This is a genomic window from Rhodococcus opacus (assembly GCF_012396235.1).
Lineage (GTDB): Bacteria > Actinomycetota > Actinomycetes > Mycobacteriales > Mycobacteriaceae > Rhodococcus_F > Rhodococcus_F opacus.
In genome coordinates this window covers 115,706-135,856 of record NZ_JAAXPA010000004.1, presented here as the reverse complement: position 1 = coordinate 135,856, position 20,151 = coordinate 115,706, and the positions used below count along the sequence as shown (strand labels likewise).

The window sequence follows — 20,151 nt, the reverse complement described above, 5'->3', positions numbered from 1 at the left end:
TGCCGGGCCGAGTGGTCCGATGGATTCATGAGCGCACCCGACACCGTCCTGGTCGCGATCGGAACGAAGAAGGGCCTGTGGCTGGCCACCAGCCGCGACCGCGCCACCTGGTCGCTGTCCGGCCCACACTTCCTGATGAACGAGATTCCGAGTATCGGGATCGACACGCGGGGTGGGCGCACCCGCATTCTGGTCGGGGTCCGGTCCGAGCACTGGGGTCCCACCGTCGCGCACTCCGACGATCTGGGTTCCACCTGGACCGAACCGGATCACGGCGCCATCCGCTTCGGCGACGGAGACGGCGCCGCGCTCGAGCGGGTGTGGCAGCTCCGGCCCGACACGGACGACCGTCCGGGCGTCGTGTGGGCGGGGTGCGAACCCATCTCGGTGTGGCGGTCGGTCGACGGCGGCGAGCATTTCGACCTCGAACGCGGGCTGTGGGACCATCCGCACCGACCGGAGTGGGGAGCCGGATACGGCGGCGCCGCAGCGCATTCCGTCGTACCACATCCACAGGACGAGAACACGGTGCATGTCGCGATGAGCACCGGAGGGGTCTACCGCACCACGGACGGGGGTGCGTCCTGGGAGCCGCGCAACACCGGGATCACGGCCTACTTCCTGCCGGACCCGAACCCGGAGTTCGGTCAGTGCGTCCACAAGATCGCCCGCGACGCCGTCGCCCCCGACCGGCTGTACGCCCAGAACCATCACGGCGTCTACCGCACCGACGACAGCGGTGACACGTGGAAGTCGATCGCGGACGGGCTGCCGACGGACTTCGGATTCGTGATGCTCACCCACCCGCGCCGCGAGGGAACCATCTGGGTCGTTCCGATCGAGGCGGACCGTGAACGAATCCCACCCGACGGCCGGCTGGCCGTCTACCGGAGCGAGGACGCCGGGAACAGCTGGACCCGCCTCGACAGCGGGCTACCGGAACGCGACTACAACGTGGTGCTCCGCGACGCCGCCGCAGTGGACACCGGCGACCCGGTCGGCGTGTATTTCGGCACGCGCGGCGGCGAGGTGTACGGGAGCGCCGACGAGGGCGCCACGTTCGGCACGGTCGCGGCGCATCTGCCCGACATCCTGTGCGTGCGGGCCGCAGTGATCGCGTCATGAGTGAGGGCGTCACCGTGCGGGTTCCGCGGGCGCTGGCGTCGATCGTCGGCGGTGAACGGTCCGTACACGTGCCCCTCGACACCGCCTCGCCGCTGTCCCACGTGCTCGACGTTCTCGCGGGCGAGTTCCCGATTCTCGGCCGCCGGATTCGCGACGAGACCGGCGCCCTGCGGCGGTACGTCAACGTCTACGTGGACGGCGAGGACGTCCGGCTCCTCGGCGGTGTCGGCACCGAGGTGACGCCCGGGCAGGAACTGCAGATCCTGCAGTCCGTGGCCGGCGGCTGAGCGCGACTACTCGGCCAGCTCCATCGCCACTGCCCGGGTGGGAGCTCCGTCGCCGGCCTCCAGAGCGATCGGCAGGAGGCTGAGGAGCGGGTCGGGGAAGTCGATCCGGTCGAGCCGGCACAGATTCTCGCCGATCACTCCGCCTGCGTCGGCGATCAGGTGGTGAACCGGGTATCCGGCGTCGGCGTGCTCCCCGTCCGGCGTCTCGTCGATGCTCGGGGCATCGAGGCAGAACGTCCGCACTCCCCGGTCGAGCAGCAGCGCGCCTGCCGCGGGGTCGAGGAACGGATGTGTGTAGTAGGCATCCGTTCCGTAGTGGCGAGACCACCCGGTATGGAACACGGCGATGTCGCCCGGGCCGGCGTCCTCCGCCCGGGACATGATCAGGTCGCGGGTAATCCGCTGCCGCGCAACGAGCTCGCGCAGGTCGAACACGACGCCACGTCCGACGAACAGCTCCGGCGCCAGCCGGTCGACGGTCGCGGCCCCCGCCTTCAGATGCGCCGGGGCGTCGACGTGCGTCCCGGACTGCGAACCGATCCTGACGTCCAGCACGTTGTAGCCGTCGCGTTCGAGGGTGCAGTGCCGGATCAGCGTCGGCACCGGGTCGCCGGGATACACCTGCATCCCCGGACCGATGGTGTGTGACAGATCCACGATTTTCCGCACGTGTGGCATCGCTCGATTGTCCGGCCTCGGGGTCACGCGTACCGCGATATGCTCGATGACGAGCGAAGAGGTGGTGGAATGACCGATATTGACCCGCTCGCCACCCAGCGTGAGTCGGTGTCGAAAACACTCGCAACCGAGCTGTCCGCGGTCGGTCTCGAGGATGCCAGGGAGATCGGGCACGGTGGGTTCGGGGTGGTCTATCGGTGTGCCCAACCGGAACTCGATCGAACCGTGGCGGTCAAGGTCCTCACCGCGGCGCTCGATGCCGAGAACCTCGAACGGTTCCTGCGGGAGCAGCGCGCCATGGGCCGGCTGAGCGGCCACCCGCACATCGTCAACATCATGCAGGTCGGGACGACCGACGCCGGCCGGCCGTACATCGTGATGCAGTTCCATCCCCACGACTCGCTGGACGCGCAGATCCGCAGGCGCGGGCCCATCCCCTGGAGCGACGCCCTGCGTATCGGGGTGAAACTTGCCGGTGCACTCGAAACCGCGCACCGGGTGGGCATCCTGCACCGAGACGTCAAACCGGGAAACATCCTGCTGACGGAGTACGGCGAACCGCAGCTCACCGATTTCGGGATCGCGCGGATGTCGGGGGCGTTCGAGACGACGGCGGGCACCGTCACCGGCTCCCCCGCATTTACCGCTCCCGAGGTGCTGTCGGGGCGGACCCCGACCGCCGCCTCCGACGTGTACAGCCTCGGTGCGACCCTGTTCAGCGCGATCACCGGGCACGCGGCCTTCGAACGGCACAACGGCGAGGAGGTGATCGCGCAGTTCCTGCGGATCACCACCCAGCCTGTCCCGGACCTGCGGACGGAGGGTTTCCCCGAGGACCTCAGCGCCGTGATCCAGCGGGCGATGTCCGGTAAACCGCAGGATCGCCCCGCGTCCGCCGCCGCGTTCGGGGACGAACTGCGGGAGGTCGAACGCCACCACGGACTGGCCGTGGACGAGATGGCGATGCCCGTCGACGCCGGGGTCCACCACGTCGAGGACGCCTCGCCCGGGGCCGTCTCGACCGTCTCCGGTCCGTTCCGGACCTCCACGACGGGACGGGCCCGATATGCGTCGACGCCGCCGCCCGCACCGGCCACCCGGTTCCGGCCGCCCGCCGCGACCCGTCAGCTCGTCGAGCGGAACCGGCTGATCGACCTGCTGCGGGCCGGACGCCGACGCCTGCTGACCGTGATCCACGGCCCCACTGGATTCGGCAAGAGCACCCTGGCCGCCCAGTGGCGGAACGTCCTCGCCGACGAGGGCGTGGCCGTCGCGTGGCTCACCGTCGACAGCGACGACGACAACGTGGTCTGGTTCGTCGCGCACCTCATCGAGGCGATCCGGCACGTGCGTCCCAACCTGGCCAAGGAACTCGGCCAGGTCCTCGAAGAGCACGACGACGAAGCCGAACGCTACGTACTCACCTCGCTCGTCAACCAGATCCACGAGAGCGGCGAACGGATCGCCCTGATCATCGACGACTGGCAGCGCGTGTCCGAGCCCGCGACGATCGCCGCGCTGGAGTTCCTCCTCGACAACGGGTGTCACCACCTGCAGGTCGTGGTGACGAGCCGGACCAGGGCCGGGCTGCCGATGAGCCGCATGCGCGTCAAGGACGAACTCGTCGAAATCGACTACTCCGAACTGCGTTTCGACGATTCCGAGGCCCGGTCGTTCCTCGTCGACCTCGGTGGCCTGCCCCTCGACAGCGAGGACGTCACCGAGCTCCGCGACTCCACCGACGGGTGGGTGGCGGCTCTCCAACTGGCGTCGTTGTCGCTGCGCGGGCGAGCGGATCCCTCCGAGCTGATCGCCGGACTGTCCGGCCGCCACCACGCGATCGGCGAATTTCTCGCCGAGAACGTCCTCGACACCCTCGAACCCGAGATGCTCGACTTCCTGCTGGCCACCTCGATCACTGAACGCACGTGCGGCAGTCTCGCCGGCGCCCTCGCACACACCGCGCGTGGGCAGGCGATGCTCGAGGCCGCCGAGGACCGGGACCTGTTCCTGCGCCATATCGACGACGAGCGAACGTGGTTCCGCTACCACACCCTGTTCGCCGAGTTCCTGCGCCGACGGCTCGAACGCGACCAACCCGACCGGATCCGGGAACTGCACCGCGTCGCGTCCCGCTGGTTCTGCGACCACAGCCTGCTCCGCGAGGCCGTCGACCACGCCATCGCCGGCGGCGAAGAGCAACGCGCCGTGGAACTCGTCGAAGCGGACGGACTGATACTGCTCGAGCAGTCCCAGGCGGCGACGTTGTCGGCGGTGGTCGACAAGCTGCCGCCGGCTCTGGTCGCCACGAGCGCCCGGCTGCAGGTCACGACGGCGTGGGCGCACGCGATGGCGAACCGGACCATGGCCGCCGAACGCGCGCTCGAGCGAGCCGAATGGGCACTCGACCACAGCGGCGCGAGCGCGAGCGACACGGCGGATCTGCGGGCGGAGGCGGGCGTCGTCCGTGCGGTGGCGGAACTGCGCAACGACCGCAGCGGCCGGATCGACGAACTCGCCGCCGACTGCCTGGCGCGGCCGGAGTCCATGTCCCCGTGGGTGGTGTGCGCCGCGTTCAACGTCACGACGTTCGCCGCCGTGTACCGCTTCGACTTCGCGGAGGTGCGCCGGATCCAGGAGGTCGCGCGACCCTTCTACGAACGGAACAAGGGTCCGCACAACGTCGTTCACGGCCAGAGCTATCTAGGTGTCGCGTCGTACGAGCAGCTCGACATCGACGACGCCGTCGACCGGTTCCGGCGGGCCCGGCGAGCCGGACGGAAACTGGGCGGGCCGCGAGCGCCGTCCGCCCGGCTGGCAGGGTCGCTGCTCGGGGAGGTGCTCTACGAACGCGGGGACGTCGAAGAAGCCGAACGTCTCCTCGACGACGGATACACCCTCGCCGTCGAGACCGGTGGGGTGGACTTCAAGGTCGCCCGCTTCGTGACCGGCGCTCACGTCAAGGCGCTGCGGGGTGACCGCGAGGAGGCGACGACACGCCTGCACGCCGGACTCGAGGTGGCCGAGACCTACTCCCTCGCCCGGCTGCGCGCCCGCATCGAGAACGAACGTCGCCGGCTCGGCATTGCCCCACACCCCACCCTGCACGTCCCCGAACCGGTTCGATACGAGGACCGGCGACGCCCCGTGTCGGGCATCGACGAGATCGTCGCGCAGGTCGAGGAGACCACCGCGATCCGGATGCTGCTCGCCACAGGGGCGCGCGAGAACATCGAGCTGGCGTGCACCTGGGCGCAGGAGTGGACCGATCGACTGGCCGGCACCGGCCGCAACCGCGCCTACCTGCTGGCCGAGCGCCTCCGGGTGGCGTGCCTCGCCGCCGCGGGCCGCGACGACGAGGCGAAGCAGACCCTCGCCTCCATCGCCTCGATCTGCGCGGCACGCGGACTCCACCGCGTGCTTCCCGACGGCGGACCCCTCGTCGTCGCCCTGGTCGCGGATCTCCGGGCAGATCAGTTGGCCGGCAACTGGCGGCCGGAGTGGCCGACGGTGCCCGCCGACTTTCTCGAGGAGCTACAGAACGCGACCGCTCCGTACACGATGTGACCGGCGGTCAGGACGGAGTGGGCGCCTCCTCCAGGATCAGTCCCGCGGCGCGCAGGTCATCCCAGAATTCGGCCGGGATCGGGTGTTCGAGCCAGGCCGCGTTCTGCCGCAACTGCGCGCAGTTCCGTGCGCCCAGCAGAAGTTCCCGCACCGCCGGATGCGCGGCCGCGAACTGAATCGAGGCGGCCGCCAACGGAACCCGATGACGCTCGCAGTGCTTCTCGATGTCGCGCACCCGGCTCAGCACCTCGTCGGGTGCGGGCTGATAGTTGAACTTGGCGCCGGGCACCGCGCCGGTGGCCAGGATGCCCGAATTGAACACACCGCCGAGGACGATCGCAACGTCGCGCTCCACCGCGAGCGGCAGCAGGTCCTTCACCGGATCCTGCTCGAGCAGGGTGTATCTTCCCGCGAGGAGGACGCAGTCGAGATCGACGCGTTCGAGGGCGTCGACGACGACGTCGGCCTCGTTGACCCCGACTCCGATCGCCCGGACCACGCCCTCCTCCCGCAACCGGATCAGCGCGGGGAACGCACCCTCGAGCGCTTCCGCGAACCGCGCGGGCTGGGCGTCGCCATGCGTGTACCGGTCGACGTCGTGCACGTAGAGGATGTCGAATCTGTCCTGGCACATGCGCTGCAGGCTGTCGTCCACCTGCCGCAGGACCGCGTCGTACGAGTAGTCGAAGTCGGCCCGGAACGGCGGGGTGTCCACCCAGATTCCGGTGTCGAACGACCCACGGCGCGCGGGCGTCAACGTGCGCCCCACCTTCGTGGACAACACGTAGTCGTCGCGGTCCCTCGTCAGCAGTGCATGGCCCACCCGGTGCTCGGACAGCCCGTGCCCGTACATGGGTGCGGTGTCGAACGAACGCACCCCCATGTCCCACGCCTCGGCGATCTGCGCCTGCGCCTCCGCCTCGGGGACCGGCCGGAAGATGTTGCCGATGGGCGCACCGCCGTACCCGAGCAGGGTCACGTCGAACCCTGCGCGCCCGAACGTCCGAGTATCGTTCACCTTCATGGATTCTCGCTTCCGTTGCCGAGGAACAGGGCGCTCGGGTCGCGCATCACGGCGTCCATCTCGCGAAGGCACACGACCTTGATCGCCGCCACGACCAGCTCCGAATAGAACTGGTCGTGGAACCACTTGTCGCCGCTGTACGCCACGACCAGCCCGCCCTCGCCCACCGCGCTGCCACCCCACTTGGTCCAACCGTGCTGGTACAGGTAGGGATGCAGCTGCTGAACGGCGTGCGACGGCAGGCCGGTGGTCCAGCTGATCCGAGCCTTCGACTCGGCAATCACGTCGTACGGCCCGGCCCAGTCCTTCTTCTCACCCCAGCTACAGCGGAAGACGACGGGCAACTCCGCGTCGGCGGTTGGGGCGACGCCTGGCCGGAGCACGACGAGATGCCCCGGAGATCCGTGGGAGAGGTTCTCGATCGACGGCCGCGCCAGCTCGACGGCCTCCCGAGCCACGTCCTCGGTCAGTCCGGAAAAATTGGTCATCCGGTCATCCTTCCCCACGGATCAGATCGATCGCCTTCTCGGCGATCATCACCGTGGGAGCCTGGGTGTTGGAACTGACGATGCGCGGCATGACGGACGAGTCGACCACCCGCAAACCCTCGATGCCCATCACCTTCAGTTCCGGCGAGACGACGGCGTCGTCGCCGACACCCATCGCGCACGTGCCGACCGGGTGATACGAGGTGCGGCCGTACGCGCGAACGAACTTCACGTAGTCGTCCTTCGTGTTCACCGACAGACCACCGGCCAGATGTTCCGCCTTGATGTGCCGCGCCATCGACGACTGCGCCATGATCTCGCGGCTCTGCCGGAGCCCCTCGATGCTCGACTCCAGGTCGAAGTCGGTGGCGAGGAAGTTCGGGTCGATCAGCGGCTGGGCGGTGGGATCGTTCGACCTGATCTTCACCGAGCCGCGGCTCTCCGGCCTCAGTGAGTACGAGTTCAGGGTGCAGCCGTAGCCGGGACGGACCGCGGCGACACCGGCCTCGACGCCGGCGGCGGGCAGGAAGTGGAACTGCAGATCCGGAATCGACTCCGCCGCGTGCCCGAAACTGAACCCACCGGCCTCGACGACGGTCGACGCCAGCGGGCCGCGCCGGAAGGCCGCGTACTCGAGTCCCGCCTTCGCCGTGGCCGGACGCATCAGGTTCAGTCGGTCGAGGCTCTGGTATTCACGGAGTTCGTAGATGACGTCGAGATCGCAGTGGTCGTGCAGGTTCCGGCCGACACCGGGAAGGGCATGGGCCACCTCGACATTCGCGTCGCGAAGGTCGTCGGGATGACCGATCCCCGACAGCTGCAGGATCTTGGGCGAACCGAACGCGCCCGCCGCGACCAGCACCTCGCGGGACGCGCGGAACGTCTCCACACCGTGCGGGGTGAGCACCTCGATCCCGGTGGCGCGTCCGCCGTCGAGCAGCACCCGCGACACGGCGACGTTCTCCCGGACCGTCAGGTTGGGCCGCTTCCTGGCGGGTGCGAGGTACGCGACCGCGGCGCTGCACCGGCGGGCGTTCTTCGTGGTCGTCTGATAGAGGCCGACACCGTACTGGTGCTCGCCGTTGAAGTCGCCGTTGAACGGCAGCCCGAATTCCTGACCCGCCTGGACGAACGACTTCGACAGCGGATGAGGGTTGACGGGATCGGAGACGCCGAGCGGCCCGTCGGTGCCGTGGTACGGCGCCGACAGCCGTTCGTTGTCCTCGGACCGGAGGAAGTACTTCTGGATCTCCTCGAACGACCATCCCGCGCAGCCGTATTTCAGCGCCCACTCGTCGTAGTCCTCGTGCGCGCCACGGGTGAACACCTGAGCGTTGATCGAGCCGCCACCGCCGATGACCTTGCCCTGGGCGAGGGGGATGACCCGGTCGTTGCAGTGTTTCTGCGGGACGCTCGAGAATCCCCAGTCGTACTTGCTCGCAGTGAGTTTCGCGAAGCCCGCCGGCACGTGGATGAACGGATGCCGGTCGTTGCCGCCGGCCTCGAGCAGGAGGACCCGGACCGTCGGATCCTCGGTCAGCCGTCCGGCCAGCACGCAGCCCGCGGTGCCGCCGCCCGCGATGACGTAGTCGTAGGTGGCACTCATCGGTTGCCTCCGGTCCAGTTCGGGAACACGCGCTGACGTGGTCCGGTGCGGATCTGAATGGTCTTGACGTCGGTGAACTCGTCGAAGCCGGCCTGCCCCATCTCGCGGCCGAACCCGCTCTGCTTCATGCCGCCGGCAGGCAGCTGCGGGGCGCCGTCGATGGTGGTGTTCACCCACACGCGGCCGCTGCGCATCTCCTTCGCCACCCGCAGCGCCTTGTCGATGTTCTTGGTCCAGATCGAGCCGGCGAGTCCGTATTCCGTGGCGTTGGCGAGCCGGATGGCGTGGTCGACGTCGCTGAACCGGGTGACGGTGAGCACGGGTCCGAAGATCTCCTCCTGGAAGGCGGCGGACTCCTCGGCCACGCCGTCGAGGATCGTGGGAGCGACGAAATGCCCGCTCCCCCAGTTCTCTCCGCACAGCCGGTCACCGCCGGTCAGGACGGTCGCACCGTCCCGCCGTGCCGCGTCGATGTGCCCGAGCACCTTCTCGAGGTGGCCGGCGTCGATCATCGGACCCAGTTCGCTGGCGTCGTCGAGCGGTCCGCCCACCCTGATACGGCCGGCGGCCTCGACGAGGCCGGCGAGGAAGGCGTCCGCGATCGAGTCCTGGACCAGGAGCCGGGCACCCGACACGCAGCACTCACCCTGATTGAAGAACACACCGAACAGGACGCCGTCGAGTGCGTCGTCGAGGTCGGCGTCGTCGAACACGACGCTGGCGGCCTTGCCACCCAGTTCCATCGACAGTCGCTTGACGCTGCCCGCCGAGGCCTCCACGATGCGCTTGCCGGTGGCGGTGCTCCCGGTGAACGACAGGATGTCGACCAGGCTGCTCTCCGCGAGCGGGGCACCGACCTCGGTCCCCGCGCCCGTCACCACGTTCACCACCCCGTCGGGGATCCCCGCCTCGGTGAGCAACCGGGCCAGCTCGACGGCGGTGCCGGACGTGAACTCGGATGGCTTCACCACCGCCGTGCAGCCCGCGCCGAGCGCGAACGGCAACTTCTGCGCGAGCAGGAGGAGCGGGAAGTTCCACGGGATGACCATGCCGACCACGCCGGCGGGCTCCCGGACCACCATGGCGGTGCAGTCGTCCCCGAGCGCCGTGTGTGCCTCACCGTGCATCGTCATGGCCAGCGCCGCGGCGTACTCGAACAACTCGATGCTCGCCCCGACGTCGCCGCGGGCCAGAGTGATCGGTTTGCCCGACTCCTCCGCGTCGATCCGGGCGAGTCGTTCCTCGTGCTCGCGCATCAGCCCCGCGCACCGCAGCAGTGCCCGGCCGCGGTCCATCGCGGTCCAGTGCGGCCACTCGCCCTCGTCGAAGGCCTCCCGTGCGACCGCGACGGCCAGGGCCGCGTCGGCGCGGGTGCCCGCGGTGAACGTGGCGACGACGCGGCCGTCGGCCGGGCTGACCCGTTCGATGATGTTCTCGGACGGGGGCACGCTGCGCCCGCCGATGAAGTGTCCGTAGCTGCGGATCTGTGTTGCTTCGACTGTCGACATCTTTGGCAGTTCCTCGTCAGTGTTCGTGGATCAGGACACCACGCAGGTTGAGCCCCGCGTGCATGTCCACGTATGCGTCGTTGACCTGGTCCAGGCTGTAGCGCCGGGTGATCAGTTCGTCCAGCTTCAGTCGTCCCGACTTGTAGTAGTCCAGCAGGGCCGGGATGTCCCGGGTGGGGTTGCAGTTGCCGAACAGCACCCCTCGCAGATGCTTGGCGTAGACCACCAGTTCGAGCGGGCTGATCGGGATCCCGGGTTCGTTCTGGCCGATCGACACGACGGCGACGGTTCCCTCCTTGCGGACGCCGCCGAACGCGTCGGCGATCAGCTGTCCGTCCACCACGCCGACGGTGACGACGGCGCTGTCGGCGCCCTGCCCGTTGGTGACCGAGCGGACGAACGGCATAGCCTCGTCGATCGACGCGTACGCCTGGGTGGCGCCGAGTTCGAGTGCTCGTTCGCGTTTGAACGGGACCGGGTCGACCGCGACGACGTGCGCGGCACCCGCGTGGTGGGCGCCCTGCACCGCGTTGATCCCCACACCGCCGACCCCGACGACCAGCGTCGTGTCCCGGGGACGGACGCCCGCGCCGTTCACGGCGGAGCCCCACCCGGTGGCGACCCCGCACGAGACGAGGCAGGCCACGTCGAACGGGATGTCGTCGTCGATCTTGACGGCCTGGGCCTGCGAGGTGACGAGGTAGTTCGCGAACGTGCCGAGGCGCTGCATGGCGCCGATCGGCCGCCCTGACTGCGTGGCGAACCGCGCCGTTCCGTCGAGCATGAAACCAGCCTCCATACCGGCCCCCGTGTCGCAGACATATTGCATCCCCTGCGCGCACCAGGCGCAAGTTCCGCAAGCCGGGAGGTAGGCGGTGGCGACGTGATCGCCGACGGCGAGCCGGGTGACACCGGGCCCGACCGCGTCGATCACACCGGCACCCTCGTGTCCGCCGACCAGCGGCAGAGTATTGGGAATGTCACCGGTGACGAGGTGATCGTCGGAGTGACACAGTCCGGACGCCATCACCTTGATCCGCACCTCGCCGGGACCGGGCTCCGCGAGGACGAGGTCGTCGACCTCCCACTTGCCGCCAACTTCGTGAATCACCGCACCGCGTGCCGTCGTACTCATCGTTCTCCTTCGAATCTCACACTGACACAGAGTCTTACTTGATGATCGAGAGCCGGCCGCGGTCGAGGGTCACGGCGACCGCGACGATGACGACCGCGCCGTACACGATCTGCTGGAAACTGGGGTCGATGCCGGCCACCGAGCCGCCGACCCGGAGAACGGTGACCACCAGGGCGCCGACGAGCACCCGCCACGCTCCGCCGATTCCACCGGTGATGGCGCAGCCACCGACCAGCACGGCCGCGATGGCGGGCAGGAGCAGCGAATCCGCGAGTTGCGGTGCGGCGCTCTGCTGCTGGGCCGACAGTACGACACCCGCCGCGCCTGCGAAGAATCCGGACAGGGCGAATGCGCCGATCCGGACGATCCGGGTTCGGACGCCGCTCATCATCGCGGCCTTCTCCCCCAGGCCGACGAGGTGGAAGACGTTGCCCCGCGGCGAGAACCGCATCGCGCAGAATACCGCGGCGACCGCCGCCACTGCGGCCCACACCGCCATGGGGAGACCGAGCATCGTCCACGAACTGAGCCAGAAGATCGCGTCGTAGCCTTCGCTGATGTAGATGGTGGTCGACCCGGACGCCACGAGCGCGACCGCACCCCAGAACCCCAGCGCCCCGAGCGAGACGACGAACGACGGGACCTGACCGAACACGATCAGGAGACCGGTCAGCGCACCGATCAGAGTGAGCGCCACGAGGGTGACGACGACGGCGAGGGGACCGAGGGAGCCGATCACCGTCGCCAGGATCACCGTGGCGAGCGATGCCAGCGCCGCCACCGACAGGTCGATGCCGCCGGTGAGGATGACGAACATCTGGCCCAGCCCGAGCAGCAGAATCGGGACCGCCTGCGCCGAGACCACCGCGAGGGCGTTCATCGACAGGAAGTTCGGTTCGGCGAGCGCGACGAGGAGGACGAGCGCGACCAGCACGACCGACGGGCCTGCCAGCCGCAACCGGTCCCGCGTCGTCCGGGACACCGCCTGCGCCGCGCCCTCGGGTGCGCGCATCTCGGTGGAAGTCCTTGTTGCCACGGCGATCACATCATCTTCTCGAGGAGTTGGAGTTTGCTGGGCGGGTTTCCGGGTGGCGAGTCGAACGCGCCGGTGATCTCGCCGTCCCGCATCACGATCACGCGGTGGCCGAGGCCGATCGCCTCGTCCAGGGTGTCGGCGAGCACCAGAATCGCCACTCCCCTGTCGGAGAGGTCGCGGAAGACGGCGTAGAGGTCTTCTTTCGCACCGATGTCGAGGCCGCGGGTGGGGTGGTCGAGAACCAGCACCTTCAGTCCGTCGCCCAGGATCCACTTGGCCACCACGGCCTTCTGCTGGTTGCCGCCCGACAGTCGCGCGATGTCGGCGTCGGGGTCCGCGGGCCGGATGCCGAGTTTCTCGATCCAGCCGCGGGCGGTCTCCTCCACCCGGGCACCCGAGGAGATCCGGCCACCGCCTGCCTTCACCGGATGCACCGTCGCGATGTTCTGCGCGACGGTCGCGCCCGCGATCATGCCTTCGACGCGACGCTCGGCGGGAACGTATGCGACACCGGACCGCACGGCGTCCGCCGGTGATCCGGGGGCCGACCGCTGTCCGTCGATCTCGACGGTTCCGGAGTCGATGGGGACGGCGCCGAAGACGGCGCGGGCCACCTCCTCGCGGCCGGAGTCGACCACGCCCACCACCGACACGATCTCGCCGGCGTGGACGTCCAGCGACACGTCCTTCGCCTTGCCGCCGCAGGTGAGGTTGCGGACCGACAGAGTCGGCGTGCCCGTCCGGGGAACGGCCTGCTTGCGCTCCGACGAGTAGATCTCCTCGGCCGCGCCCTTACCTATCATCAGCTGGTACAGCTCGGATTCGGTTGCCGCCGAGGCGATCCGCTCACCGACCACCTTGCCGTCGCGCAGCACGTACACACGGTCGGAGAAGCGGAGGACCTCGTCGAGACGGTGGGAGACGAAGATGACGGAACCACGCTCCTTGAGGGCGGTGACCCGGCGATGGAGCACCTCGACGTCCTCGGGTTCGAGCACCGACGTCGGCTCGTCGAGGATGAGCAGCGGCGGGTGTTCCACCTTCCTGCCGCCGGCGGCCCGAGCCACCTCCACCATCTGGCGCTGGGCGAACCCGAGCGTCTCGGTCAGCGCGCCCGGGTCGACCGTCGACTCCACCACCGACAACATTTCCTGGGCGCGGTCCCTGATCTTCCGTCGGCGGAGGAACCCGGCGCGGGCGGTGTCACCCTCGTGTCCGAGGATCAGGTTCTGGCCGACGGTGAGGTTCGGGAGCAGCGACTGCTCCTGGTGCACCACCCCGATCCCGTGGTCGGCGGCGTCGGCGGGGCTTCCGAAGCTCACGTCGCGCCCGCCCAGCACCATCCGTCCGCCGTCCTGGCGGTGGACTCCCGCGAGGATCTTGAGCAGCGTCGACTTTCCGGCGCCGTTCTCGCCGATCAGCCCCACGACCTCGTTCGGAGCGATGGACAGGCTCACGTCGTCGAGGACGGTGTTGGGTCCGAATTTCTTCGTGACATTGCGGAGTTCCAGGAGAGATGTCATTTCACGACCCTCAATCGACTGCGGGCGGGCCACCCGGTGGCGATCACCGCGACCACGATGATGAGACCCTGCGCGCCCTGCTGGATGTACGGGCTGGCGCCCGACAGGAGAAGTCCGTTGCCGAGGACCACGAGGAGCAGCACACCCACGAGGGAATGCAGGGGTCCGCCGCGACCGCCGCTCAGCAGGGTGCCTCCGACGACCACCGCGGACAGGGTGAGGAAGAGGCTTCCCGATCCGACGCTCACGTCGCCGACGCCGAGCCGGATGGTGGCCAGCACTCCGCCGAGCCCGGACAGCAGTCCGGCCACGGCGAACAGGATGATCTTGGTGCGCCCGACCGGGACGCCCGCCAGGCGGCTGGTCGCCTCGTCGCCGCCGATCGCGTAGGTGTGCATGCCGAGCCGGGTTCCCTTGCACAGCAGCACTGTCACGGCCACGGCGGCGAGCGCGAACACCACGACGACGGGAAGCCCGAGCCAGTGGCCGCCGGCCCAGGCCGCGAGCGACGGGTCGGCGAGCTGAGGGGTGGCGGTGCCGAAGAGCACGGTGGCGACACCGAGACCGACGAACCACGTACCCAGTGTGACGAGGAAGGACGGCACCCGGACGACGACGTGCAGCACGCCGTTGACCACTCCGAAGAGCAGACCGACCCCCAGCGCCAGCAGGACCGCGAGGAGTCCCAGGTCGTTGCCGTTGACGCTGTTCGCTGCGAGCAGGACGAACGTCAGCCCGCTGGCCGCCATCACGCCCTCGATCGACAGGTCCACGCCGCCCACCAGGACCACCAGCGTGGCGCCCATCGCGAGGACCACGGGAATCGCGGCCTGCTCCACGATCGCCATCGCGTTGCTGGCAGTCGCGAAGCCGGGAGCCAGCGCGGCGAAGACGGCGCACAGTCCCAGCAGGGCGGCGAGCGGGCCGGCGGTGGAGAGCAGCCGGCGCACGCGTGGTCTTGTGCTGCGCACGGGCGCAACAGGTTCTGCGGGGGTCGTCACCTCCCCGGTCACTTCAGTCGTCGACATCGTCACTCCTTCGGAAGATTGTGTGGTTCGTGAATCGAGGGCGGGGGCTACCGGGCCACCGGGCCGGTGATGCGGGAGAACGGATCCTGCACCGAGCGCACGATCTCCTCGTCACTCGGCACGGCGAGGAACTGGTCGACGTTGGTCGCGGTGATCAGCGACTGATCGACGAAGAACTCGCGGTTCTCCCGGGGCAGCGACTCGACGTCGAGTGCGCCGGTCATGGCCTGATAGCAGATGGCGAGTCCCATCGCGCCGTTGAAGTAGGGGTCGGTCGTGTAGGTGGAGAGCAATTCCCCGTTCGCGATGGCGCCCAGGCCTTCCGGGGTGGCGTCCGCGGCGCTGGCTATCTTGATCTCCCCCGCGCGGCCCGCCTCACGCACCGCCTGCAGAGCGCCCAGTGCCATGGAATCCGTTGCGGCCCAGATACCGTTCACCTGGTCGCCGTACTTGTTGAGCAGGGTCTGCGTGGTGGTGTAGGCCTTGTTGCGGTCGAAGTCGGCGGGCTGGTCGTCGAGCAGGGTGACGCCTGACTGTCCGTCCATCGCCTGCTGGAAGCCCTGGAACCGGGTCTGGCTGATCTCGTTGGCGAGCAAACCCTGCAGCGCGATCACGCCGCCGGTGCCGCCGAGCGAATCGACGAGGGCCTTCCCCGTGTCGGCTCCCTGCTGGACGCCGTCGTAGGCGACGTACGACGCCCATCCGTTCCCGACGTCCTGGGGATGCAGGTCGGCAGGCTTGCTCCACTGGGTGACCGCGCACCCGCCGCTGTTCTGCACGGCGCGCACGATCGCGGGGGTGTCGGCGCTCGTGTTCGGGTTGATGTTGAGCAGCACGGTCTTGCCTGCGGCGAGCACCGACTGCAACTGCGACAGCGCGTTCTGCGAGTCGCCGCCGTAGACGATCACCTTCAGTTCGATCCCCAGCGATTCGGCGTACGCGCGGCTGCCCTGCACCCATGCGGCTTCATACGGGTTGGTGAGCGACCGCACCTCGGAGACCATCACCATGTCGCCCCGGTCGACGGCTGCCCCGTCCCGCTCGATCTGTTCCGATCCCGTCGAGCAGGCGATGGCGGAGCTCGCCATGACGGAGACTGCCGCGGCAACGCCGACGGCCCGGGCTGCCGCCCTGATTGATCGTTGCGTCCGTGTCATCGTTCGTCCACTTCCTGAAAAAGAATGTAAACGCTTTCTTACCGTGATCGGCGTCACAAGTCAAGCGCTGCATGGTGTGGTCAAGTGCCATCCGGATCGACCGGACAGATCAGAAATCGATTACAAAGTGCTGGTGAGCCGGGCTGCGGCGACCGCTCCGGCCACCCGGCACCACATCGCGGGTGCGGCGAGTGCCGGTTCGGAGCTCCCCGCCAGGTCGGACAGTGAGATCCCGATGCCGGGTGGCGCCGCCGCGAGGCGGCCTGCGACGACGACCGATCGGGTCGCGGTCTCCGCGCACCGTTCCAGCACGGAACCGACGAGTTTGCCGGACAGCGACGTCGCGTCGAATTGGCCTTCACCGGTGACCACGACGTCGGCGCGGCCGAACTCGGCGCTCAGCCCGGTGAGCTCCGCGATGCGGGCGGCGCCCGGCACCAACCGGCCGCCCCAGGCCGACAGTCCGAATCCAGTGCCTCCCGCCGCTCCCGCGCCGGGTTCGTCGGGACTGCACGGCAGTCGTGCGCCGAGGCAGGCGGCGAACGTCGCGAGCGCACGATCGAGGCGGTCGCGCTCCGCGGGGTCGGCACCCTTTTGCGGCCCGAAGACGTGCGCTGCCCCGTTCGGGCCGCACAGAACGGCCGTCGTGTCCGTCAGCAGTTCGACGCCACCGGGTGGGGGCTCGGTCAGCGAGCCCACGTCGATCGAGGCGAGAGCGGCCAGGCCGGCGCCCCCGTCGGGGATCTCCCGGCCGTCGCGGTCCAGGAGCTTCGCGCCGAGCGCCCGCAGGGCGCCCGCACCGCCGTCGGTGGAGGCGGAACCGCCGAGTCCGACCAGCAGTGCCTTCGCGCCGTCCGCCAGTGCGGCGGCGATCACCTGTCCCAGGCCGGTCGTCGACGCTCCCCCGGATCCGGCGAGTCCATCAGCGGCAGCCCACTCATCTGGGCCAGCTCGATTACCGCCGTGCCGTCCCGGAGCAGCAGCCAGCGTCCGGTCGCCGGACGTCCATCGGGGCCTCGAACCCCCGGCACCTCACGACACACGCCGGTGTCGTGGCAGGACGCGACGGCGTCCACCGTGCCTTCGCCGCCGTCCGCCTGCGGGAGCAGGACCAGCTCGTCGTTCGGCCGGACCGTCGACCAGCCGGCTGCCAGAGCCGCCGCCACCTCCGTCGCGGTCAGTGAGCCCTTGAACGAATCCGGGGCCAGCACCACCCGCTTCGAGCCGGCGTCAGTCGACGTCATCGGGGTGGGGTCCCGTGCGCTGATCCCGATTCAGGGCCGAGATCGCGTCCATCTCCGCGGCGGACAGCCGGAAGTCGAACACATTCGCGTTCTGCCGCATCCTTTGCACCGCAGAAGATTTGGGCAGTGGAATCGTCCCGATCTGCAGATGCCAGCGAAGCACGATCTGCGCGACCGACACACGGTGCCGGGCGGCCAGCGCCGCCAGGAGTGCGCGGTCGTTCAGGTGCCCCCTCGCCAGCGGCGCCCACGCCTGGGTGCGGATGCCCATCGACCGGTGCAGATCCGTCAGTGCGGACTGCGTGAGCAGCGGGTGCAGTTCGATCTGGTTGACCGCCGGGGTGATCGTCGCGATCTCCGCGAGCCGCTCGAGCTGTTCGGGCTGGAAGTTCGACACGCCGATCGCCCGCACCCGTCCGTCGTAGTACAGCTTTTCGAGTGCCCGCCACGTCTCCAGGTACTGTCCGCGGCTCGGCGCCGGCCAGTGGATCAGGCACAGGTCGATGCGGCCGAGTTTCGCCGCACTCGCCTCGAACGCGTCCAGTGTCTGCTGGTAGCCCTGGTCCTCGTTCGAGACCTTGGTGGTCACGAAGATCTCGTCCCGATCGACGTCCGCCCGGGCCAGCGCCGCGCCGAGAGAGGCCTCGTTGCCGTACATCGGGGCCGTGTCGAACGCACGGTAGCCGGCGGACAGCGCGTGCGACACCGTGGAACCCATGTCCTCGTCGGGGATCGTGAAGAGGCCGAACCCGAGCGCGGGCATCGTGACGTCGTTGTTCAACGTGACCGAGGAAACGGTCGCCAGGCTCGTCATGTGATTGAGTACCCGCCGTCGACGGGCAGGACCACCCCGGTGACGTACCGCGCGGCGTCGGAGACCAGGAACAGCACGACGTCGGCGACGTCGTCGCCGTCGGCGAACCGTTGCAACGGGATACGGCTCAGCTTCTGGGCGCGGAAGTCTTCCTGCCCCAGCACGTCCGCCGTCATCGGCGTTTCGATGTAGCCCGGCGAGACGGTGTTGACGCGCACGCCGTGGGGGCCGAGTTCCACGGCCAGTCCCTTGCCGAGCTGAGTCAGTGCGGCCTTCGTCGCGCCGTAGGGAACGATCCCCGGGACAGCGCGATCCGCGGACAGCGACGCAATGTTCACGATGCTGCCGCGGGCGGCGACCAGCGACTTGGCCGCCTGCCGCGTCAACCGGTAGGCCGCCGAGAGGTTGACGTCCAGGAGACGTTCCCACCCGTCCTCGTCCACGTCGATCGCCGTGGTCCGCAACTGGATCCCGGCCGCGTTGATCAGGATGTCGAGGCGCCCCGACAGCTGCTGGGCGAGGTCGACGGCGCGCGCACCGAACTCGGGGTCGGTGAGGTCGCCGCGGAGACCGTGTCCGCCGAACTCCGCGGCGACGTCGGTGACCTTCGGGTCGGCGTCGACCGCCACCACGAGTGCCCCGCTCCGGGTGAGGGCTCGGGCGATCGCCGAACCGATCCCGCCGGCCGCACCGGTCACGATGGCGGTCTTCCCCGACAGATCGACCGAGTTGGTGGGTTGTGCAACGCCGCTCATGCCGCGGCTCCCTTCAGTACTGCCCGGCTGATGATGAGCCGCTGCATTTCGCTGGTGCCTTCGTAAATCTTCGTGATGCGGGCGTCGCGGTAGAGGCGCTCGACCTCGTATCCGCGGATGAAGCCGTTGCCGCCGAACACCTGCACGGCGGCGTCGGCGTGGCGCACGCATCCCTCGGACGCGTAGAGCTTGGCCATCGAGCACAGCGTCTCGGCGTCCGCTGCCCCCGTGTCGAGTGCCCGCGCCGCCTCGACCGACAGCGCGGTGCCTGCCCGCAGTTCGGTGGCGACGGTGGCGAGGGAGAAGGAGATGCCCTGGTTCGCGGAGATCGGCTTGCCGAACTGGCTGCGGTCGAGGGACTGCCGGGTGGCGGCGTCCAGTGCGGCGCGGCTGATGCCGAGGCTCAGGCCCGAGATGCCGAGACGGCCCTTGGCCAGCACCTTCATCATGTAACCGAACGCCTTGCCTTCCTCGCCGAGGAGGGCGTCGGCCGGCAGTTGGACGGAGTCGAACACCAGCCCGCCGACCTGCGAGGCCCGCTGGCCCATCTTGTGTTCGTGGTAGGCGCGGCTGACACCGGGCTGGTCGACGTCCACCAGGAAGACGGAGATGCCGCCGCGCTTCCCCAGTTCGGGGTCGGTGACGGCGAGGACGACCGCGAAGTCCGCGACGGGGGCGTTGTGGATGTAGATCTTCTCACCGGTGAGCACCCAACCGTCACCGCCCCGCACCGCCCTTGTCGTGATCGATCCGAGGTCGGATCCGGATCCCGGCTCGGTGAGCGCGTAGGCGCAGCGCTTCTCGGCGGTGAGCATCGGGCGCAGGTACTGCTCCCGCTGCTCGGGTGTGCCGTAGTTGCCGAGCAGGCTGCCGAGGATCTCGACGAGGCCGCACTGGTCGGCCACCGACGCGTACCCGTAGGACAGCGACTCCATGACGAACAGGTAGTCGAGGGCGGTGCCGCCGAAGCCGCCGAACTTCTCGGGCACCGTGATGCCGAAGAGCCCGATCTTGCCCATCTCCCGGTAGATCTCTTCGGGGAATCGTTCGGTCTCATCCAGCTCGGTGGCGACCGGACGGATCCGTTCGTCGACGAACTCGGCGACGAGCTTGCGTTCGTCGGCGCCGAGCACCGACGAGGGAATGACGCTGTTTCCGGTTGACATGTAGTTCTCC

16 protein-coding genes and 1 pseudogene are annotated in these 20,151 nt (G+C 69.1%); 3 read left to right on the top strand and 14 right to left on the bottom strand.

The window, feature by feature from the left end; translation table 11 throughout:
• The first annotated feature begins 27 nt into the window (after positions 1 to 27).
• Positions 28 to 1,125: a WD40/YVTN/BNR-like repeat-containing protein gene (locus HGB39_RS06680; protein WP_005258783.1), complete on the top strand. Its 1,098-nt coding sequence runs from the start codon at positions 28 to 30 to the stop codon at positions 1,123 to 1,125.
• Complete coding sequence (locus tag HGB39_RS06675; RefSeq protein WP_005258785.1) at positions 1,122 to 1,412, top strand: MoaD/ThiS family protein; 291 nt, start codon at positions 1,122 to 1,124, stop codon at positions 1,410 to 1,412. The genes HGB39_RS06680 and HGB39_RS06675 overlap by 4 nt, the downstream gene beginning before the upstream one ends.
• Before the next feature lie 6 nt (positions 1,413 to 1,418).
• Here HGB39_RS06675 and HGB39_RS06670 read toward each other — a convergent pair whose 3' ends face one another.
• Positions 1,419 to 2,090, bottom strand: coding sequence for a cyclase family protein (locus HGB39_RS06670; RefSeq protein ID WP_005565524.1), 672 nt, complete (start codon positions 2,088 to 2,090; stop codon positions 1,419 to 1,421).
• Between the two features lie 69 nt (positions 2,091 to 2,159).
• On the opposite strand from HGB39_RS06670, the gene HGB39_RS06665 reads away from it, so the two are divergent.
• On the top strand, positions 2,160 to 5,657 hold the full coding sequence (locus HGB39_RS06665) for a serine/threonine-protein kinase (RefSeq protein ID WP_064080052.1): 3,498 nt from the start codon (positions 2,160 to 2,162) through the stop codon (positions 5,655 to 5,657).
• Positions 5,658 to 5,664: 7 nt separating this feature from the next.
• Here the strand turns inward: HGB39_RS06665 and HGB39_RS06660 are convergent, their stop codons facing one another.
• The 13 genes and pseudogenes from HGB39_RS06660 to HGB39_RS06600 form a co-directional block, all read right to left on the bottom strand.
• Positions 5,665 to 6,681, bottom strand: a complete 1,017-nt coding sequence (locus tag HGB39_RS06660; RefSeq protein WP_005569672.1) for an aldo/keto reductase — start codon at positions 6,679 to 6,681, stop codon at positions 5,665 to 5,667.
• Positions 6,678 to 7,169, bottom strand: coding sequence for a hypothetical protein (locus HGB39_RS06655; protein WP_043791322.1), 492 nt, complete (start codon positions 7,167 to 7,169; stop codon positions 6,678 to 6,680). Before HGB39_RS06655 ends, HGB39_RS06660 begins: the two co-directional genes overlap by 4 nt.
• A gap of 4 nt (positions 7,170 to 7,173) precedes the next feature.
• Entirely contained in the window at positions 7,174 to 8,775 is a 1,602-nt protein-coding gene (locus HGB39_RS06650; protein ID WP_005569676.1) for a GMC family oxidoreductase, read from the bottom strand.
• On the bottom strand, positions 8,772 to 10,283 hold the full coding sequence (locus HGB39_RS06645) for an aldehyde dehydrogenase family protein (protein ID WP_005569678.1): 1,512 nt from the start codon (positions 10,281 to 10,283) through the stop codon (positions 8,772 to 8,774). The genes HGB39_RS06650 and HGB39_RS06645 overlap by 4 nt, the downstream gene beginning before the upstream one ends.
• 16 nt (positions 10,284 to 10,299) lie before the next feature.
• Positions 10,300 to 11,418 carry a Zn-dependent alcohol dehydrogenase gene (locus HGB39_RS06640; RefSeq protein ID WP_005569680.1) on the bottom strand — a complete coding sequence of 373 codons (1,119 nt, stop codon included), beginning with the start codon at positions 11,416 to 11,418 and terminating at the stop codon, positions 10,300 to 10,302.
• Positions 11,419 to 11,452: 34 nt separating this feature from the next.
• On the bottom strand, positions 11,453 to 12,430 hold the full coding sequence (locus tag HGB39_RS06635) for an ABC transporter permease (RefSeq protein ID WP_043791324.1): 978 nt from the start codon (positions 12,428 to 12,430) through the stop codon (positions 11,453 to 11,455).
• A 29-nt stretch (positions 12,431 to 12,459) separates the two neighbouring features.
• A complete protein-coding gene (locus HGB39_RS06630; protein WP_064080051.1) occupies positions 12,460 to 13,977 on the bottom strand; it encodes a sugar ABC transporter ATP-binding protein in 1,518 nt (505 codons plus the stop codon).
• Entirely contained in the window at positions 13,974 to 15,005 is a 1,032-nt protein-coding gene (locus tag HGB39_RS06625) for an ABC transporter permease (protein WP_043791326.1), read from the bottom strand. Before HGB39_RS06625 ends, HGB39_RS06630 begins: the two co-directional genes overlap by 4 nt.
• Before the next feature lie 47 nt (positions 15,006 to 15,052).
• Positions 15,053 to 16,093 (bottom strand): sugar ABC transporter substrate-binding protein, encoded by a 1,041-nt coding sequence (locus HGB39_RS06620; RefSeq protein WP_005569685.1) that lies wholly within the window; start codon positions 16,091 to 16,093, stop codon positions 15,053 to 15,055.
• Positions 16,094 to 16,282: 189 nt separating this feature from the next.
• Positions 16,283 to 17,406 (bottom strand): annotated as a pseudogene (locus HGB39_RS06615) (glycerate kinase).
• A complete protein-coding gene (locus tag HGB39_RS06610; RefSeq protein WP_005569687.1) occupies positions 17,393 to 18,220 on the bottom strand; it encodes an aldo/keto reductase in 828 nt (275 codons plus the stop codon). The pseudogene HGB39_RS06615 and the gene HGB39_RS06610 overlap by 14 nt, the downstream one beginning before the upstream one ends.
• The gene (locus tag HGB39_RS06605) at positions 18,217 to 18,975 is read right to left on the bottom strand and encodes an SDR family NAD(P)-dependent oxidoreductase (RefSeq protein ID WP_005569688.1); all 759 of its coding nucleotides are present in this window, start codon (positions 18,973 to 18,975) and stop codon (positions 18,217 to 18,219) included. The genes HGB39_RS06610 and HGB39_RS06605 overlap by 4 nt, the downstream gene beginning before the upstream one ends.
• Positions 18,972 to 20,141: an acyl-CoA dehydrogenase family protein gene (locus tag HGB39_RS06600; protein ID WP_005569690.1), complete on the bottom strand. Its 1,170-nt coding sequence runs from the start codon at positions 20,139 to 20,141 to the stop codon at positions 18,972 to 18,974. Before HGB39_RS06600 ends, HGB39_RS06605 begins: the two co-directional genes overlap by 4 nt.
• Positions 20,142 to 20,151 lie beyond the last annotated feature (10 nt).

Coding starts and splice junctions, on each gene's coding strand:
- HGB39_RS06670 (WP_005565524.1), bottom strand. CDS start 2,090: ATGCCACACGTGCGGAAAATCGTGGATCTGTCACACACCATCGGTCCG.
- HGB39_RS06655 (WP_043791322.1), bottom strand. CDS start 7,169: ATGACCAATTTTTCCGGACTGACCGAGGACGTGGCTCGGGAGGCCGTC.
- HGB39_RS06630 (WP_064080051.1), bottom strand. CDS start 13,977: ATGACATCTCTCCTGGAACTCCGCAATGTCACGAAGAAATTCGGACCC.
- HGB39_RS06600 (WP_005569690.1), bottom strand. CDS start 20,141: ATGTCAACCGGAAACAGCGTCATTCCCTCGTCGGTGCTCGGCGCCGAC.
- HGB39_RS06635 (WP_043791324.1), bottom strand. CDS start 12,430: ATGCGCGCACCCGAGGGCGCGGCGCAGGCGGTGTCCCGGACGACGCGG.
- HGB39_RS06640 (WP_005569680.1), bottom strand. CDS start 11,418: ATGAGTACGACGGCACGCGGTGCGGTGATTCACGAAGTTGGCGGCAAG.
- HGB39_RS06650 (WP_005569676.1), bottom strand. CDS start 8,775: ATGAGTGCCACCTACGACTACGTCATCGCGGGCGGCGGCACCGCGGGC.
- HGB39_RS06610 (WP_005569687.1), bottom strand. CDS start 18,220: ATGACGAGCCTGGCGACCGTTTCCTCGGTCACGTTGAACAACGACGTC.
- HGB39_RS06625 (WP_043791326.1), bottom strand. CDS start 15,005: ATGTCGACGACTGAAGTGACCGGGGAGGTGACGACCCCCGCAGAACCT.
- HGB39_RS06605 (WP_005569688.1), bottom strand. CDS start 18,975: ATGAGCGGCGTTGCACAACCCACCAACTCGGTCGATCTGTCGGGGAAG.
- HGB39_RS06660 (WP_005569672.1), bottom strand. CDS start 6,681: ATGAAGGTGAACGATACTCGGACGTTCGGGCGCGCAGGGTTCGACGTG.
- HGB39_RS06620 (WP_005569685.1), bottom strand. CDS start 16,093: ATGGCGAGCTCCGCCATCGCCTGCTCGACGGGATCGGAACAGATCGAG.
- HGB39_RS06680 (WP_005258783.1), top strand. CDS start 28: ATGAGCGCACCCGACACCGTCCTGGTCGCGATCGGAACGAAGAAGGGC.
- HGB39_RS06675 (WP_005258785.1), top strand. CDS start 1,122: ATGAGTGAGGGCGTCACCGTGCGGGTTCCGCGGGCGCTGGCGTCGATC.
- HGB39_RS06665 (WP_064080052.1), top strand. CDS start 2,160: ATGACCGATATTGACCCGCTCGCCACCCAGCGTGAGTCGGTGTCGAAA.
- HGB39_RS06645 (WP_005569678.1), bottom strand. CDS start 10,283: ATGTCGACAGTCGAAGCAACACAGATCCGCAGCTACGGACACTTCATC.